16 protein-coding genes and 1 pseudogene are annotated in these 18,270 nt (G+C 35.1%); 11 read left to right on the top strand and 6 right to left on the bottom strand.

Annotated elements, in window-relative coordinates; all coding sequences use genetic code 11:
• The first annotated feature begins 11 nt into the window (after positions 1 to 11).
• The 5 genes from ACFW35_RS01850 (at position 12) to galE (ending at position 6,581) form a co-directional block, all read left to right on the top strand.
• Positions 12 to 1,331 carry a hypothetical protein gene (locus tag ACFW35_RS01850; protein WP_379843348.1) on the top strand — a complete coding sequence of 440 codons (1,320 nt, stop codon included), beginning with the start codon at positions 12 to 14 and terminating at the stop codon, positions 1,329 to 1,331.
• Between the two features lie 57 nt (positions 1,332 to 1,388).
• Positions 1,389 to 2,507, top strand: a complete 1,119-nt coding sequence (locus ACFW35_RS01855) for a glycosyltransferase family 4 protein (RefSeq protein ID WP_379843350.1) — start codon at positions 1,389 to 1,391, stop codon at positions 2,505 to 2,507.
• Positions 2,508 to 2,560: 53 nt separating this feature from the next.
• Positions 2,561 to 3,817, top strand: coding sequence for an O-antigen ligase family protein (locus ACFW35_RS01860; RefSeq protein ID WP_379843351.1), 1,257 nt, complete (start codon positions 2,561 to 2,563; stop codon positions 3,815 to 3,817).
• A 15-nt stretch (positions 3,818 to 3,832) separates the two neighbouring features.
• Positions 3,833 to 5,347 (top strand): murein biosynthesis integral membrane protein MurJ, encoded by a 1,515-nt coding sequence (gene murJ, locus ACFW35_RS01865; protein ID WP_379843353.1) that lies wholly within the window; start codon positions 3,833 to 3,835, stop codon positions 5,345 to 5,347.
• A 217-nt stretch (positions 5,348 to 5,564) separates the two neighbouring features.
• The gene (gene galE, locus ACFW35_RS01870) at positions 5,565 to 6,581 is read left to right on the top strand and encodes a UDP-glucose 4-epimerase GalE (protein ID WP_379843354.1); all 1,017 of its coding nucleotides are present in this window, start codon (positions 5,565 to 5,567) and stop codon (positions 6,579 to 6,581) included.
• A 48-nt stretch (positions 6,582 to 6,629) separates the two neighbouring features.
• Here the strand turns inward: galE and ACFW35_RS01875 are convergent, their stop codons facing one another.
• Complete coding sequence (locus tag ACFW35_RS01875) at positions 6,630 to 7,496, bottom strand: SDR family oxidoreductase (protein WP_379843356.1); 867 nt, start codon at positions 7,494 to 7,496, stop codon at positions 6,630 to 6,632.
• A 163-nt stretch (positions 7,497 to 7,659) separates the two neighbouring features.
• Here ACFW35_RS01875 and ACFW35_RS01880 point away from each other — a divergent pair, with 163 nt between their 5' ends.
• The gene (locus ACFW35_RS01880; RefSeq protein ID WP_379843357.1) at positions 7,660 to 8,532 is read left to right on the top strand and encodes a hypothetical protein; all 873 of its coding nucleotides are present in this window, start codon (positions 7,660 to 7,662) and stop codon (positions 8,530 to 8,532) included.
• 41 nt (positions 8,533 to 8,573) lie between these two features.
• Here ACFW35_RS01880 and ACFW35_RS01885 read toward each other — a convergent pair.
• Positions 8,574 to 9,106: pseudogene (locus tag ACFW35_RS01885) on the bottom strand (5'-nucleotidase C-terminal domain-containing protein).
• A gap of 494 nt (positions 9,107 to 9,600) precedes the next feature.
• On the bottom strand, positions 9,601 to 9,921 hold the full coding sequence (locus tag ACFW35_RS01890; RefSeq protein WP_379843359.1) for a hypothetical protein: 321 nt from the start codon (positions 9,919 to 9,921) through the stop codon (positions 9,601 to 9,603).
• 166 nt (positions 9,922 to 10,087) lie between these two features.
• Between ACFW35_RS01890 and ACFW35_RS01895 the strand changes: the two genes are divergently transcribed.
• Both ACFW35_RS01895 and ACFW35_RS01900 read left to right on the top strand, forming a co-directional pair.
• Positions 10,088 to 10,603: a hypothetical protein gene (locus ACFW35_RS01895; protein ID WP_379843360.1), complete on the top strand. Its 516-nt coding sequence runs from the start codon at positions 10,088 to 10,090 to the stop codon at positions 10,601 to 10,603.
• Positions 10,604 to 11,487: 884 nt separating this feature from the next.
• Positions 11,488 to 11,979, top strand: a complete 492-nt coding sequence (locus tag ACFW35_RS01900; RefSeq protein WP_379843362.1) for a GNAT family N-acetyltransferase — start codon at positions 11,488 to 11,490, stop codon at positions 11,977 to 11,979.
• Positions 11,980 to 12,041: 62 nt separating this feature from the next.
• Here the strand turns inward: ACFW35_RS01900 and ACFW35_RS01905 are convergent, their stop codons facing one another.
• Complete coding sequence (locus tag ACFW35_RS01905) at positions 12,042 to 12,482, bottom strand: DMT family transporter (RefSeq protein ID WP_379843364.1); 441 nt, start codon at positions 12,480 to 12,482, stop codon at positions 12,042 to 12,044.
• A 233-nt stretch (positions 12,483 to 12,715) separates the two neighbouring features.
• Between ACFW35_RS01905 and ACFW35_RS01910 the strand changes: the two genes are divergently transcribed.
• Positions 12,716 to 13,999: an alpha/beta hydrolase gene (locus ACFW35_RS01910; protein ID WP_379843365.1), complete on the top strand. Its 1,284-nt coding sequence runs from the start codon at positions 12,716 to 12,718 to the stop codon at positions 13,997 to 13,999.
• 245 nt (positions 14,000 to 14,244) lie between these two features.
• Here ACFW35_RS01910 and ACFW35_RS01915 read toward each other — a convergent pair whose 3' ends face one another.
• Complete coding sequence (locus tag ACFW35_RS01915; protein WP_379843367.1) at positions 14,245 to 15,927, bottom strand: bifunctional metallophosphatase/5'-nucleotidase; 1,683 nt, start codon at positions 15,925 to 15,927, stop codon at positions 14,245 to 14,247.
• Positions 15,928 to 16,272: 345 nt separating this feature from the next.
• The gene (locus ACFW35_RS01920; protein WP_379843369.1) at positions 16,273 to 16,773 is read right to left on the bottom strand and encodes a hypothetical protein; all 501 of its coding nucleotides are present in this window, start codon (positions 16,771 to 16,773) and stop codon (positions 16,273 to 16,275) included.
• 398 nt (positions 16,774 to 17,171) lie between these two features.
• Here ACFW35_RS01920 and ACFW35_RS01925 point away from each other — a divergent pair, with 398 nt between their 5' ends.
• Together ACFW35_RS01925 and ACFW35_RS01930 are read left to right on the top strand one after the other, a co-directional pair.
• Positions 17,172 to 17,357 carry a hypothetical protein gene (locus tag ACFW35_RS01925; protein WP_379843370.1) on the top strand — a complete coding sequence of 62 codons (186 nt, stop codon included), beginning with the start codon at positions 17,172 to 17,174 and terminating at the stop codon, positions 17,355 to 17,357.
• Positions 17,358 to 17,410: 53 nt separating this feature from the next.
• Entirely contained in the window at positions 17,411 to 18,178 is a 768-nt protein-coding gene (locus ACFW35_RS01930) for a hypothetical protein (protein ID WP_379843372.1), read from the top strand.
• Positions 18,179 to 18,270 lie beyond the last annotated feature (92 nt).

Below are 18,270 nucleotides of genomic sequence, written 5' to 3' on the forward strand. Positions count from 1 at the left end.
AGGATGATTATATGTTTAAAAAAGCATTATGTAAGTCTAGGAATATAGCTTTTTGGACACTAGATTCTATTAAAGGAAAAAGTATTAAAAAAGCATATGAAGAAATTAAAAGAATAGATCAAAGTGATAGTAGAACTGATCAAGTTTCAGAGTATCAAGCAAACACCTTGAATAAATTACTTATTCATGCTAATTCTACTGTGGATTTTTATAGAGGTATTCAAGAGTATAATTTAAGTAACTATCCTGTTGTAAATAAAACCAAAATAAGAGAATGTCAAGAAATTTTTATGTCAAATAGTTACTGCAAAAAAAACTTAATTAAAATGTCTACGAGCGGCTCTACAGGTACTCCATTTGTTTGTTATCAAAATTTAGAAAAGAAAAAAAGAGTAAATGCTGAAATTATTTATTATAGTGAAAAAGCTGGATATTCTGTCGGGGGCAATTTAATCTTCCTTAGAGCACTCACAGAAAAAAGTAGAAAATCAAGCTTTCATCAATGGATCCAAAATGAAACTTTAATTGATATTAGCAATTTAGATGATAAGCATATTGAAAGCTTACTAGGTGAAGTAGAAAGAGTATCTAGTTCAGGTTCTATGATATTAGCTTATGCATCAACTCTTGATGCAATAAGGGATTATTTCAATAGACGGGACACTTCAAAAGTTGGAAAAAGCCTTATTACTGGAATTGTTAGTAGTTCGGAAATGTTATTTGATGATACTAGACAAACCTTGTCGAACGCTTTCAATTGTAAATGTATATCTAGATACTCCAATCAGGAAAATGGAGTTATAGGACAAGACGATGAATTGAATAATATCTTTATTTTAAATGAGGCAAATTATATCATAGAAATTCTTAAAATGAATGAAGATAAACCTGTCGGAGAAGGTGAAGTTGGACGTATTGTTATTACAGATTTGTATAATTACGCAATGCCGATGATACGGTATGATACCGGCGATATAGGTTCAATTACTTTCGTTGAGCGAGAAGGTGTACAAAAAAAAGCAATAACAAATTTTGGTGGAAGAAAGATTGATGTAGTTTATGATTGTTACGGAAAGCGTCTTTCTCCACATATAATTACCAATAATTTTTGGTCATTTCCAGAAATTCAACAATATCAATTTATACAAGAAACTGAAACTCAATATACAATCAAGGTAAATGTTGATGGTTTTTTCGAAAGAGAGCATGAGCTAAAGAATCTATTATTAAAACTACTCGGTTTGGAATCAGAAATCACTATACAAAAAGTTGATGAAATTCCTGTGATGGCTTCAGGAAAAAGGAAATATATTATTAATAAAAATAACTAAAAATATAACTGCATCCTTTGGCAGAGCTTTACTTGCAAATAGGAATGAGGTATTTTAATGAAAGTTTTATATGTAACAACAATATCAGGAACTATTAATGCATTTTTAGTTCCTCATATAAAAATGTTATTAAAACAAGGACATAATGTTGATATTGCTTGTAATATAACTAGTCCTATTAATGAACAGTTATTAGAGCATGGATGTAGAGTATACAATATTGAATTTCAACGATCCCCTTTAACAAGGAAAAATTATATCGCTTACAAAAAACTTAAAAATCTAATACAAGAAGGAGACTATGACTTAGTTCATACACATACTCCTGTAGCATCTTTCATAACTAGATTGGTTTGTAAAGATATATCTAATATTAAAGTTTTTTATACTGCTCATGGTTTTCATTTTCTTAAAGGGGCTCCGGTGAAAAACTGGTTATTATATTACCCAATGGAAAAAGTTGCTGCTAAATGGACTGATGGACTTATAACTATTAACGAGGAAGACTATCAAGTAGCAAAGAAATGGAACTTAATTGCTTTATATAAAACTCATGGTGTTGGGGTTAACCTTACTAAATTCACTCCGCAAAATAAAGAGATCAAGAATAAATTAAGAGAAGAGTATCAATTTCAAAAAGATGATTTTATTTTAATATATGCTGCTAATTTAAACGAGAATAAACATCAAACTTTACTAATAAACACTATTAAGATATTAAAAAATGATGTACCTAATCTTAAACTGCTTTTGGCAGGGGATGGACCGTTAAGGGAAACTTATAAAAAGCAAATTAAAGAAGAACAATTAGAAGAAAATATAATTCTTTTAGGTATTCGAAAAGATATACCAAAATTATTACAAATTTCTGATGTTGCTGTTGCTTCGTCAAAACGGGAAGGTTTACCTGTGAACTTAATGGAGGCTATGGCAACCGGGTTACCACTTGTTGCAACTGAAAGACGGGGTCATAATGATTTGATTACACATGGCGAAAATGGTTTTTTAATTGGGGTAAATAATATTGATGGTTTTTCCAAAGCAATAAGAAAATTATATGAGTCTAAAGAACTTAGGTGGAAGTTTGGAAGAAATAATATTAGATTTGTCCAGAAGTACAAACTCGATAACGTTTTAGCTGAGTTAAATGATATTTATTCTAATTATTTTAGATAACTATAAAAACCCGTTTACCCGAAAGAAAGTTAGGAAGGTGTTTTTAAAAAATAATGTATACATTACAAACAAATAATATAAATAATAAATTTTATTTATTATTAATTGTCTTTATCGCAATATTTTTAAATCAATCCACTATAATTAACGGGGCTAATATTTCTTTCGCAGATTTATTTTGTGTGATAACATTACTATTTTTATTGTTAAATAATAAATTGTTGTTTCCGATTAAACCTACTCTGTTTTTTTTACTCCTTTCTGTGATAATTCTTTTTACTTCGACATTTTATGTCCCAGTAGCTTTTGAATATTATCCATCGACTGGAAACATATTTATAAACTATTTAAAACTTTTAATTATTTTCTCTTATTTTATAGTGGGTTACAATGTTCCCAATCATTATTACATGGAAAAAACCGTAAAATGGTACTCTTTAACTGCTTTAGCAATTGGAACATTGGGAATTTTACTTACTACATTAAATATAAATTTTTTAACTGAAACTTTGTTCTTAGGGACTACTCGTTTTAAAGGATTGATGAATGATCCAAATTATTATGCAATTATTCAAGTTTCGGCTATAGCTTATTTTAGTAGAACTAAAAATGCAGGTAAATTAATGTCTAAAATTGCTGTATTCTTTATAATTTTATCTATATTCATTTCAGGATCTAAGACTGGATTTATTACCGTTTTTTGTTATTTTATTTTTAGATTAGTTGAGAATATTTTTAAAGCGCGGAAGAAAATTAATAAAATTATAATAAATATAAGTCTTTTAATTCCCATATTATTAATTGTTATTTATGCAGTTTTTAATCTTAACAGTTTACTTGAAACAATCGCAAATATTTTTCCGGCATTTTCAAGAGTTCAACAACTACTAATTGATTTTGATAATTCTGTTTCGGAAAATGGTTCTAGTAGAAATTCTGCTTGGATGGCTGCAATTGAAATTATTAAATTATCCCCCATAATTGGGATTGGAATAGGAACTTACTTAGGAATCTCCGAAAAAATGTTCAACATAAATGTTATAGCTCATAATACTTATTTACAGTTATTCACTGAGTGGGGAATTGTTTTATCTACAATTTTGTTTATGTACATATTTTTTCTTATTGGTAAAATAACTTTTAAGAAAAATATAGGCACTGAATTAAATTGTACATTAAGAGATATATTAATCGTTTTTTTAATAGGATCATTAGCAATTTCATTAAATAATGCAAGAATGGTATGGTTTTTTTTAGGGATGTTATTAATTAGTTTGAAAGCTGCAGATAAAAGGGTCAAGAGACCCTAATTGGGGATATTAATAATGAAAAGAACTGCAATAATACTAATGATATGCACATTATTCACCAAAATAATAGGTTTCGGTAGGGATGTAGTGTTGTCATATTATTATGGGATTTCATATATAAGTGATGCATATCTAGTATCAATAATTATTCCGACCACAATTGTAGCATTTATAGCAACCGGTCTTACAACAACCTTTATCCCAATGTATAGCAATATAATTAAAGAAAAGGGAAATTTATATGCCGACAAATATACTAATAGCCTTATTAATTTCATAATTATAATTTGTACGTTTTTGTTTATTTCTGTTTTATTATTTGCAGAATATATAATAAAGCTTTTCGCATCAGGTTTTGAGGGGGAAGTATTCAACTTGGCAGTACATTTTACAAAGATAAGTGCCTTTGCAATGTATTTCGCCGTGTTAATATATTTGTTTAGTGGCTATTTAAACTATCACAAAGATTTTGTAATACCAGCAATTATGGGGTTACCCTTAAATCTTACTTTAATTGCTTCGATTGTAATTAGTCATAATTTCAATCATGATTTTTTAGCAATTGGTATGGTAGTTGCTACTTTTGTACAAATGCTATTTTTACTTCTTTTTATTTACAAAAGAGGTTTTAGATATAAATTTTATATAAATATAAAAGATAAATATTTTAAAAAAACTTTTCTTTTATCCCTCCCAGTAATATTAGGGGTTTCAGTTAATCAAATTAATGTAATTGTAGACCGAACTATGGCTTCTCAGATAACAATTGGTGGAATATCGGCATTAAACTATGCAGATCGTTTCAATATATTTGTTCAGGGAATTTTTGTTATGTCAATTGTAACTGTAATTTATCCTTATATATCTAAAATGGCTTCAGAAAATAATATTGGTGAATTAAAGAAATTTATTTCAAAAACCTTAAGCATAATAATACTTTTGGTTTTACCAGTAATTATAGGCTCAATGGTGTTAGCAAAACCTATGGTTAAATTACTATTTGGTAGAGGAGCATTCGGTGAAGATGCAATAATAATGACATCTGATGCTTTATTCTATTACTCTATTGGAATGATTGGATTTGCATTAAGAGAGATACTGTCTCGAGCTTTTTTTTCTTTACAAAATACTAAAACGCCAATGATTAACGCTGCTATATCTATGATGTTAAATATAGTCTTAAATATAATATTATCAAAGTATATGGGAATTAATGGTCTTGCATTAGCTACAAGTATTTCTGCTATATTCTGTTCTATATTATTATTTATAAGTCTTAGAAAAAAAATCGGTCCTTTTGGAATAAAGAATGTATTAATAACATTTTTTAAAGTTTTTTTTGCTTCACTTATAATGGGGTTAATCATATTAATTGTTCACAATAAGTTGGTATTTTTGAATGAGATATTATTATTAATAATATCTATTATTTTAGGAGTTTTAGTCTATAGTTTCATTATCTATTTTATGAATATTAAGGAAATTGAAATTGTAAAAAAATTAACGTTGAAAAAGATTAAGATTAAATAATGATAAATCAAAAATTATAATTATTTTATAGCAAATAAGACTTAAGATAAAAATAAAGAAATAAAGATATTTTATTAGTAAATTTTTTGGGTATTAGATATGGGTGATTGTAAGAAAATTACAAATATTATTATAAAAAAACAAGGTTTAAAGTCAAATAGTGACGATTGAAATTTAATAACCGCTTTGTTAATTTGAGTTAATTGGAGGTGTTTTAATGGCTATTCTAGTCACTGGTGGGGCTGGATATATTGGCAGTCACACCGTTGTTCAATTAATAGATTCAGGATTTGATGTTATTATCATTGATAATTTTATAAATAGTACACCGGAAGTACTTAATAGGATCCATACTATCACTAGTAAAAAGATTAAATGTTACAATATAGACCTTTTAGAAAAAGACAAGCTTAAAAAGGTTTTTTCTGAAAACAATATTGAGGCAGTCATTCATTTTGCTGGTTTAAAAGCAGTAGGAGAATCTGTTAAGAGGCCACTTTACTATTATCATAATAACATAACAAGTACACTTGTCTTATGCGAAATGATGAAAGAATATAATGTAAAGAAACTAGTATTTAGTTCATCTGCAACGGTTTATGGATCAACTGAAAATGTACCACTTAAAGAAAATTCTCCACTTGGTGCAACAAACCCATATGGTTGGACTAAACTAATGCTCGAACAAATTTTTAGTGATTTGCATACATCAGATTCTGAATGGAGTATAGCATTGCTTCGTTACTTTAATCCAGTGGGTGCACACGAGAGTGGATTAATCGGAGAAGATCCAAGCGGTGTTCCAAATAACTTAACACCTTACATTACTCAAGTTGCTGTCGGTAAGCTTTCAAAAGTCCATGTATTTGGTAATGATTACGATACTGAAGATGGTACAGGTGTACGTGATTATATCCATGTAGCTGATCTTGCGAATGGACACTTAAAGGCACTGGATAAAGTTTTAACTAACCCAGGGATAAACGCGTATAACTTAGGTGCTGGAAAAGGGTACAGCGTTCTAGCAATAATTAAAACATTTGAAAAGGTAAGTGGCATTAATATTCCATATGAAATTACAGGCCGACGCCCTGGAGATATTGCTGTTAGTTATGCAGATCCAACAAAAGCAAGACAAGAACTAGGCTGGGTTGCAGAAAGAACTTTAGAAGATATGCTACGAGATTCTTGGAACTGGCAAGTTAAGAATAAAAATGGCTACAACAAAAGCTGAACTTTATTACATACAAAAACCCCTATAAAAGGGGTTTTTGTATGTATATTATCCATTCACAACCTTACCACCATTAATATGAATCATCTGCCCTGAAACATATGAAGAATCCTCACTTGCTAAGTAAACATAAGCTGGTGCCAACTCCTCTGGCTGTCCTGGACGACCCATAGGTGTATCTTTGCCAAACTGCTCCACTTTATCAGCAGAGAATGTTGACGGAATAAGTGGTGTCCAGATAGGACCTGGTGCAATTCCATTTACACGAATTCCTTTCTTGACCAGGTTATTCGACAATGAGCGTGTAAACGAAACAATCGCTCCTTTTGTTGAAGCGTAATCAATCAATTCCGGGTGTCCCTGATACGCTGTGATCGATGCTGTATTAATTATGCTGCTTCCTTGCTTCAAGTGAGGAAGGGCAGCCTTTGTTAAGTGGAACATAGAGAATATATTTGTGCGGAACGTTTTTTCGAGCTGTTCAGCCGTAATATCTTCAAAGTTCTGCTGCAGATGCTGTTCTGCAGCATTGTTTACAAGGACGTCGAGTCCGCCAAATGAACCAACTACATCACGTACGGCTTGCTCACAGAACGACTCATCTCCAATATCTCCTCGTATAAGTAAGCACTTCACACCTTCTTCTTCTATTTGCTTTTTCGTTTCTTCTGCATCATTAGACTCCTCTAAATAAACGATGGCAACATTCGCTCCTTCTTTCGCAAAAGCGATTGCAGCTGCTTTACCGATTCCGCTGTCTCCTCCAGTAATCAGCGTCGATTTACCTTTCAGTTTTCCGCTACCTTTATAAGTGGGACTTTCAGATTGTGGTTTAGGCGTCATTTCTGTTTCAACACCTGGCTGCTGATTTTGATGCTGTGCTGGTTGACCTGTTGGATGACTTTGATTAGACATTTTAAACATCACTCCTTTTTAATCTCTCATAACTCCTTTCTTCCCATCTCACAATGGAATAAACATAGTTACGTGCTATAATAAAATTTTTTTCTCTCTAATGGCTCTTTTTCTTTTCTTCAAAACACTTAAAGATAAGTCAATAAACTGAGGAGGAAGAAAATTGAGAGCAGGGAACATCTATCAGTTCAAAAATCTTAGCAAGTTTAATAGTTTGGTGGAGTTTAATGACCATAAGGAGCGGTTTCTTCAGCACCTTCCGGATCTCTTCACTAGGTCTGAATTTATCGCGTTTGAAGTGTTAAGTCAGTACAGCGTTCGTGTACCTGGAGTAGCCAATGCCAAAATTGAAACACTAGTGACTGCATGTACTGGAAACGAAGGAGGATTATCGCGCGCAACATTTGTCCGGATGCTGCGAAAGGCAAAAGCAGCTGGGATTCTTAAAGTGTATAAAACGTATCGAACAAGCGGAGGATTTGCTCATAATGTATTTGTTTTTCAGCCATTTGACTCATCACATGAAAAAGAAATGACTCAGCGTGAGGAACCCGAAACACCAAGTGAGAGTAGCGCGAACATCAGTAATTCTGAGCCGGAAACTAAAAATCTTTTCTTAAATCTAAAAAATAAAGATCTAAACATACGTCAGGAGAACGTCAGCAACTCTCAACAAAATTCCTCAAAGTCTCCTCAACTTCAAGACCTCGATTACACCTTCGTTCCAGATTCTGTTCCACAAACATTCATACAAACAGTTACACCATTTTTTGATCGGGCGAATGAAATCTATACCTTTTGGGAAAAAGCTTGCCTTGTCTATGAGAAGTGTAAGTTTGAAACTCCTATTGAATACTTAACATCAGTGGTAATAGACGCCTTCAAGACTACTGTTTTCTACTACAAAAAGCGAAAAATCAAATCTACGTTTATGCAGTATTTTTATGGAACGTTAAGTGGTATGTTTAGTGCTGAAAAGAGAAGAGAGCATGCATCTAAGTTTAAGGAAACACGATATAACTGGCTTGATGCATAAAAAAATAACCCCAGAAAAAATCCGAGGTTAATTCAAAATCTTTATGGTCTTGATACATCCACAATTCTTCCTTCAATCTGCGGATTAACACTGCCTAATTCAGCTACATAATCACGCAGGTTCTCCCAGTCAGAAGCGCCTAAGTCTGTTACTCGGCCTTGCTCATAAGCGTTTTTGAATACAGTGAATCCGTCGCCGCCTTTAGCTGTAAATGCGTTTGTTGCGATTACATATTCTTGAGCAGGATTTATTGCCGTATAAGATCCATCATCATTCTTAACTTCCATCGAAACTACACGGCTGCCACTGGCTGCGTGCTATCGTAAGTAAACTTCATGCCAGATACATGAAGAAATCCGCCATGTTCTTTAGGTGATTGACTTACACTGTGCTCAAGAGCTGTCTTAATTTCAGAACCTGCCAATGTCATTGTCGCAAGTGTGTTACCAAATGGCAGTGTCGTTAATACTTCACCGTAAGTGATTTCGCCTTGATCAATTGAAGCACGGATTCCACCGCCGTTTTGGAATGCCATAACAACGTTTGGGTTGAATTCCTTTGCTTTATCCAGCATTCCATCTGTGATCAGGTTGCCTAACTCTGTTTCGTTGCTGCGGACACTCGGTCCGTCACCTACTGAACGAGGATTAGAGAGTTCTTTTTCAGCTAATCCGCCAGTGGGTGTATTCTTTAATTCCTCAATTTTACTAGAATACTTTTTAAGCAGTTCTGCAGCTTCAGCGTCTTCCGCTTTCAACTTTACTTCAATCAATTCGCCAGCTTGTCCGATAACTTCACCTTTTTTGTTGAACTGAACATCAAGTGTACCTAGGAAATCTCCGTATTGAGAGGCTTGAACAATAACGGTTGGGTCTTTCGTTTGTCCGTTTTCATCATTAGCGACAACAATTGGTTCAGCTAGTTTTGTGTGACTGTGTCCGCCGACGATGACATCAAGGCCTTCAACATGCTTTGCAAGTTCCAGATCGTTGTCGTACGCTGGATTATCATCAAATCCAAGATGTGTGATAGCAACAACTTTATTGATTCCACGGCGTTCAAGGTTCTTTACAGCTTCTTCAGTTTCTTCAATATAGTTTTCAAAAACGACACCAGCTCATCCGAATCGATTTCCACAGCCTCCAAGTCTTTTATAAACACGTTGTACTCAGGAATGATCTCCTCTTTTAAGGCGTTATACAATGTAGCATCATCTGTGTAATTAAGCCCAGTTACATCAGCATACTTCTCAACGATTTCTCCTTCTTTATCTCCAAGTGCACGCATTTCCTCGTTCACATAATTCAACAGCTCATCTTGAACAGGATCTCCACACCCGGAAAGAATGAAAATGAAACAAAGGATACCCATTAACACGTAGTTCTTCATCGTTCACCTCCCACAATCACTGTATTCTTGAGAAAAATTGTCCTAGGAATAAAAATTCCTTTATCTCCTCATGTGGAATTAGCCAATATGACACGGTATAATTCATTCTTTTTTTACCGATATATATAGGGAGTATAAAAAAGCAGACATAATAGGGGCGAAATATATGTTGAGGGAAACACGGACGAGAGCTGAACACAATAAAGTACCTGCAGCTAAACTTTGTGTAGACAATGGTAGTTTTATTTCACCAACAAATGCAGAAATTGAAGCCGCGATAGAATTGATTACAAATAGAATGAGTCTAAAAATGGATACTAAAACCTTGCCAATATTAATTGTAAGTATATTATTAAGTGTTTTTATGTTTTTCTCAGAAAGTGTTATAACCTCTTATTTGGTATGGAATGAAGAGCATACATTTCTAACTGCTTTGTTATGTATGATGATGATTGGAGCACAAATGTTGATCTTGTTCTTCTTTAAAGCACGTTACAAGTATTCAGCGTTTATTAGTTTGATTTTAGCCTTATCTATTTTTGTGCTATACAAGGATTGGGTGGGGTGGATGGAACTTCGAGTTACTGGGGAACAAAGTATAGAGCGATTTCTTATTCTTACATACCTAATGTTTTATGCCATAATGGCTGTTTTACAGTTTAATTTAAAGCGAAAAGATTAGAAAGAAAGATACCTCCTAGTGTTAAGGGGTATCTTTCTGTTTTGTTTAAGTTGATTTTGAATTTGGAGAACAGGAAGAATTGGCGTAATTCTAATGATACAAAAGGTAGTTTTGCACCGCATTATATCATATCTGAGTACTATGCTACTAAATATGAAAGCGAACAAGAGCCTGATCTTTGTGGATGAAGCGGATAGTGTACAATTAGTTCTAATCATTTTACGGAAAATTGCTGAAGATACAATCTGTTTAGTCCTAGGTACCCTCTCTACACATCCCTATAACTTTTCAACTGTACTCCCCACTATCTTTGCTCCAGTACAAATAGAAATTAAAAATATAACTTGTTTTTATTAAAAAATATATTAATCCTTTCTTAAAAAATTTTCATTGAATGGAGGAAACAAGATGTCTTTAAAGTGACGAGTATTGGTTTAAAAGGTTTGAAGGGTATCGGGTCCAAGTAGAGGTACAACTAGTTCAAGGAAGAATGTATCAATTGTTGTGTCGATTGCTTGATGCTTCGGTCAAGGAATTGAAGGAGCGGGTGTCTTCTACAAATAAAATTCCGTCACAAACAAAGTAATTTAGTTAGGTTGCCAGTGTATTCCCTCCCTTAGAATTGGTTGTACAAATAGAGAATAACAAAAGAATGTAAATATTTAACGACCGTCAACTAAATATTTTCTTTAGATCATAAAGGTTTAGTAAAACTACTATGGAAAATCAGGGGTAAATTTGATTTTAGTGTCCTTTTTCTAAACGTCTGTTTAAATTTTGGTTGTTTTCTGAAGTGTGGCTCTACGGCTGTAGAAGGAAAAAATAGTGCTTACGGGGAATATTGAATCTTATACCTAATCATAAACAAAGAGGGGATTCATACGATGGAATCTATTACTAAAGCAACCGTTCTAGATGCTTCAGAAATACTTTCGTTACAAAAATTAGCATATGTGAGTGAAGCCGAATTGTATGGTAATTATGACATAGAACCTCTCAAACAATCGGTTAGCGATATCGAAAAAACATTCGATGATCATCTTGTTTTAAAATATGTCGATAACGGGAAAATTGTCGGTTCTGTTAAAGCATATGAAACAGAAGGAACCTGTTTTATTGGAAAATTAATGGTCCATCCTGACTTCCAAAACAGAGGAATTGGAAAAAAGTTAATGAAGGAAATTGAACAATTGTTTTCTGATTGTCGCTATGAATTGTTTACGGGGAGTAAAAGCACGAAAAACATCTCTTTTTATGAGAAGTTAGGATACAAAGGCTTCAAAGAGCAAAGATTAGATAGAGAAGAAACGATTTTTTTGTTTATGGAAAAACAAACGGTAAGAACTTGCACCGGACATTCACAAAACCCATATTAAGATATGAGGGAGACCCATTGGGGTCTCTTTTTTTGATAATATGCGTCCGGTACACTTTCCTATTAATATTTCTGTACAAAATACACCCCTATAATAATGAGGGAAACACCAATAAGTTTATAAAAATTGACCGGCTGGACATGCACCCCGAGAAGTCCAAAATGATCAATCAGTACAGAAGCTATGATTTGTCCAGTTAGTATAAAAGCTACTGTTGATGCTGCACCGATCCTAGGTATTAAGACAACGGTGGCAACTACATAAAAAGCTCCTAATAAGCCGCCAGTCCAAACCCACCAAGGTGCCTCTATCCAATCTTTACTAACTTTTATTCCATGATTAAAGAATGACAGAATTAATAATGCGATAGATCCCACAATAAAGGAGATCGTAGAAGCCAGGATAGGAGAACCGACTAAAGTCCTTAACTGTGCATTGATGCTGAATTGTGTTGGTAGTGCCATGCCTGCAATGAGTGCAAATAAAATCAGAACAATAATCATATCGACACCTCTCATATCTAGTAATAAATACCATATCAAATACTTGGTTATTTTCGTATAGGAGTATTGAACGTTAAACAGGAACTTCATCTAATACATTTTAATAAGTAAATAATCCCACTTTGAAGGTGCTCATGTCGAGCACTTCGTCTTATTGTAAATCTAGCATATGGCATGTAATCTTATTCTTATATAAGGAAAATTCAGGTAATGCTAAGAGAGGAGTACATTCTATGTTTCGAATCTTGCTCAAAAGTATGTTGGTGATACTGTTGATTGTCGGACTTTATCCGAGTGGACAAGCACAAGCAAAGGTAAGACTGGTTTCTGATACGCTGCTTAGCGAAAGGCAACACGACATCGTGCTGGAAAGCCCGGCACTAGGTAAACAGACCTCGCTGCGTATCTTGCTGCCTAAAGGGTATGAGGATTCCAATGAAACCTACCCGGTTCTCTACTTATTGCATGGATGCTGCGGAGACTATAAAGCATGGACAGCACGGACAGATATTGAAAAAGCAACGGAAAACCTGCCGCTGATCGTTGTGATGCCGGATGCAGGAAGAGGAGCCAGCTATTCGGATTGGTACAACCAGGGAGACTATGGAACTCCGGAGTGGGAGAAGTATCATATTAATGAACTGATTCCATGGGTTGAACAGGAGTACCGGGCGAAAGGAACGAGAGAAGGACGGGCAGTAGCGGGGTTATCTATGGGAGGCTTTGGAGCGATGTCTTATGCAGCACGTCATCCTGACCTTTTTGTTACAGCTGCCTCTTTCTCCGGTGTACTTGATACCAATTTAGATCCTGACTTTTTAGAGAAGACCATTTTTCAAAATCAGGAGAAAGTGCCTCCTGGAACCGTTTGGGGTGACAGGGAGACACATGAGATCATCTGGAGAAGCCATAACCCGTGGGATTTGGCAGAGAATCTAGAGGGAGTAGATCTTGCTATTCACACCGGTACAGGTGAAGCGGGAGGACCATTGGACGGTGGAATGGAATCACCTGTTGAAAAGACATGTTTTGTAATGTCGACTAGTCTTCATAATCGGTTGGAAGAACTAAATATTTCGCACGTTTGGGATAGTTACGGACCTGGCTCTCATACATGGGGATACTGGCAGCGAGATCTGCATCAGGCCTTGCCAAGATTCATGGAGATCTTTAATAATCCGCCGGAAGCACCTATTCCTTTTAGTTATAAATCAGCGGAAAATTCCTTTTCTGTCTATAGCTGGCAGGTGGAATTCCAAAGAAAAAATATGGAGTTTGCCAAGCTTTCCAATGTTTCAACCAAAGGATTTGATCTCACTGGATCTGGAAAAGCAGAGATACGAACAGCTCCATGGTTTACGCCTCATGGACTCTACCAAGTGAAAGTTAAGGGGGCAGGCAGAACGAAAGTGATAAAAGCGGATGCCGATGAGGAAGGAAGATTAAAGATAGATCTTGATTTTACGACTGAAAAAGCTGAAGATACATTTTCTGTTAGCATCAAACCTAAAAAATAAGAATAAACAAGTTGAACTGGCTTTTAGGGCTCCATTTGGTAAGACTACACTTGCTTTGGAGTATGGTGCTAATCTGTTTTTTAATGGGAAGCCGTCCGAGAATACATTAAAATGGAATTTTGAATAAATTCTACTACTTAGCCCTCTTTTGATTTAGGGGGCTATTTTCGTTAGGAGAAATAAGAATTAAAAGGAAACAAGATGAAAAATAAAAAAGAGGCAAACCATAAGTCTGCCTCCATAACTTATTGTCTAGCTACATCCACAATACGACCTTCGATTTGTGGATTTACCGTTTTTAATTCTGCTACATAATCACGCAGGTTCTCCCAGTCAGAAGCACCTAAGTCAGTTACGCGTCCTTGCTCATAAGCCGTTTTAAATACAGTAAACCCGTCTCCGCCTTTAGCAGTGAAGGCATTTGTTGCAATTACATATTCTTTTGCTGTATCGATTGCTGTGTACGTTCCATCAGCATTTTTTACTTCCATCGTTACAATGCGGCCGCCTGCAGCTTTTGTGCTGTTAAACGTGAACTTCATACCAGACACATGTAGGAATCCGCCGCTTTCTTTTGGAGATTGACTCACACTGTGCTCAAGAGCAGCTTTAATTTCAGCACCAGTCAACTTCATTGTTGCAAGTGTGTTTCCGTATGGAAGTGTTGTTAATACTTCACCGTAAGTGATTTCACCTGCATCGAATGGCGCACGAATTCCGCCGCCGTTCTGGAATGCCATCGCTACATTCGGGTTGAACTCTCTAGCTTTATCAAGCATGCCGTCTGTGATCAGGTTTCCAAGCTCTGTTTCGTTGCTGCGTACACTTGGTCCGTCACCTTCTGAACGAGGGTTAGCTAGTTCTTTTTCAGCCACGCCGCCAGTAGGCTTGTTCTTCAACTCAGCGATTTTGTTTGAGTACTTTTTCAATAGCTCAGCAGCTTCTGGATCAGCAGCTTTTGTTTTTACTTCGATTAGTGCTCCTGTTTGTCCAACCACTTTACCTTTTTTGTCAAACTCAACATCAAGTGTACCTAGGAAATCACCATATTGTGAAGCTTGAACGATAACCGTCGCATCTTTGTCTTTTCCGTGCTCGTCCTTCGTAATCACTACAGGCGCTGTAAGTTTTGTATGGCTGTGTCCGCCAACGATTACATCAAGTCCGTCCACGTATTTTGCTAGTTCAAGATCGTTGTCATATGCAACGTTGTCGTCATATCCAAGGTGTGTGATGGCAACAATTTTGTTAACGCCGCGGCGTTCCAGTGCTTTAACTGCTGTTCTAGCTTCTTTAATGTAATTTTTGAATTCCACACTCTCGGGGCTGGAGATATCAGCTGTTTCTTCAGTTGTAAGTCCGATAAATCCAACACGTTGTTTGTCTACCCATTTAACAACAGAAGGGTAAATCGTGCTGTCTTTTGGAGAGTGTTTCACTTGATTTTTAAATAGTGATTTCATGTTTTCGTCTATAGAAAAATCAACATTCGTACTTACGAATGGGAAATCTGCATTCTTTACAAAATCAGCTAGAGCTTTGTGTCCTTCTTCACTGGAACCAAGGTCAAACTCGTGGTTTCCAAAAGTCATAAGGTCATAGCCTGCTAGATTCATGAACTCAAGATCAGCTTGTCCTTTGAACTCGTTGAAATAAAGCGTTCCAGAGAAAACATCTCCAGCGTCAAGTAGAAGAGCGCTCGGCTTTTCAGCACGAACTTCTTTGATCGCTGTAATGCGCTGTGCAACGTTATCTAGGTGAGCATGCGTGTCGTTTGTATGCATAAGCGATAAATTAAATGTAGGATCTTTTGGCTTTTTTTCAACACTATTTGATTCAGCAAAAGCCGGCATTGCCACTGAGGAAGAAATTAACCCAACGGCAAGTGTGGAAGCTAGTAAACTTTTAAACTTATTAGTTAAAACCATCCCATCACATTCCCTTCAATTTTGTCATACGATATTAATTTAGCATGTAATAATCGAAAGTAAAGTTGAAAAATGTCGAATATACAAAAAATTTAAATCTTATGTATTATTTACACTTTTTACAAACTCAACATATTTTCCTAGTTCTTGTTAGGGACGAGTCAAATTGTCCCTAAAGTATGTTTTAATGCAGTATTCGTATTGAAAATTCAAGAACGATAGAGAGAAAAAATTAGTAAAGAAAAAGAGGCACAGTTTAAACAAATGTTTAAACTTTGCCTCTTTTAAGACTAGTAAAATCACTTTTTTAACTTATACCTAAAAGTGTAAACGTCGTATTTATAGTTAAAGGGATTTTGCATCTTTATTCTTTTCTAGCTTCACATCATGTTCCTTCGCGAGTTTTTCCACCGCATTTTGATAGTCCCGCATCATTTTCCGCGCTGTATTCAGTTTTTGATTTGCCTCATTGATGAGTCCGCTATCCTGATTTTCGAGGGCCGTAATAACTGTAAGAAAAGCACTAGCCTGGATATTGGCCGCCTCAATGTAATCTTCATGAATCTTTCTGAGCTCCTCGGTTTCAAGTTTCACAGACTCCAAATCTTCAATGTACTGATTGTATGCCGGTATGATCTCCACTTTTAATGCATCATATAGCGTTTGATCATCCGTATAGTTCGGCCCGGTCACATCCTCATATTTCCCCAAGATTTTCGTCTCTTCCTTACCGAGTGAAGGCATCTTTTCGTTCACGTAGTCAAGCAAATCATCCTGCACAGGATCCCCGCATCCTGAAAGAAGGAAAAGCATCAAAAGAAAACTAGCCACGATGTATTTTTTCATTAGCCACCTCCCTCGAATAGGGTATTCAATGGGGGAAATGTCCTATGCTGATTAAAGTAAGATGAAATTCATTAAAAAAGGATAGTCTTGGTACAAAACTGGTCAGTAGTTGGTTAGAAGGTGAACGTTCTGGAAGTTTCTTGTGTGTGAGAGGATTGAGGAGAGGGGGAGTAGCAGCTCTTAGGAAGTTAATCTCACGAAAATGGACAATAATTCAACGAAAATGAACAATAATTTAACGAAAATTCAACTTAATCTCACAGATAATGAATTATACACTCAAGTCGACATTTCTCGATAATCCTATGTAGATTTTTCCAGCCATTTATTTGACTCTATTTCCATATATTACCTCATAAACTGCAAAGATGAGTAGGTATTTTAAAGGAGGTATGTGTGTGAGCATACATCAAGTTTTAGTGAATCATCCTCTTTTTGCAGAAACGAATAATGATATTTACACCTTGAAACAAGAGGGAGATCCCTGCATAGATGTAGAATATTCAAGCGTGTTACATGTATTTATTAATAAAAAATTTCAAGTTGGGTATATTTGGCGGGATGCGTTGAAAGTAAAACGTTAGGGTTCTGTACCCACTTTACGGAGGACAGCAAATCAGACTGGGTGACAACCATTATGAATAATATTCGAGAAAATTCGCCTAATTCTTATAATGTTAAAATTGTCCCACTCGATCATTACGTCTTTTCGTATATGTATAAGCCGAATAATAGCCTTGCTAACCTATTACAAAACAGAGAAAGAAGAGATAAAAGAAGCGATACTCTTACACGCAGAAGCAATTTATTGATTGCTTCTTTAAGAGGAGATCGGTCAGCCAGTGAAAAGCTGCGTGCAGAAGATTTTAAACTTGCCGCATTATTCCTTTATTCTCTAATAGAAGCAACCTGTTATCAACTTCCACGATTAATAAATGAAACTCTCTATCCGCTTGTTCACCAAGGGTATGAAGAAGAATGGAATGCGTTCAAGGCACTAATTGAAAAGGAAATAAACGATGAAGCATTGAAAGATCCGATTTTTGCATTAATCGCTGAAACGGTTTGTGAGTTGGATAGTGATCAATTAAATCACATCTCTTATCAACATAAATGGAAAAATGAAACGTTGAAGATTATTCAGAATTACAAAGAATCCATTCAAAAAGCCACTCCCATGCCATTTTCAAAAACACAATTAGATTCAATTCCACTACCAACGCGCTTGTCGTATGTGGAGAATCATAACCATCTCCTAGAAGAACGCTTATTTCTATTATGGCACGCTTATCAAAACCAAGATATCAATACAGAAACGTTCCAATCACTTCTTTTCTCATTAGGATTATTTACATCGCCTTACGCAGTCATAGAACGGAGATTGGAGGAGAAGTTGAAGGATTGATAAGTGACATAAAGTTCTCTCTTTTTAGAGGGAATTTTTTGTTTAAGACTCATATGTAATTTCAATATTTATCCATTTTTCCGATATAAATA

The organism is Fictibacillus sp. NPDC058756 (genome assembly GCF_042746035.1).
GTDB lineage: Bacteria > Bacillota > Bacilli > Bacillales > Fictibacillaceae > Fictibacillus.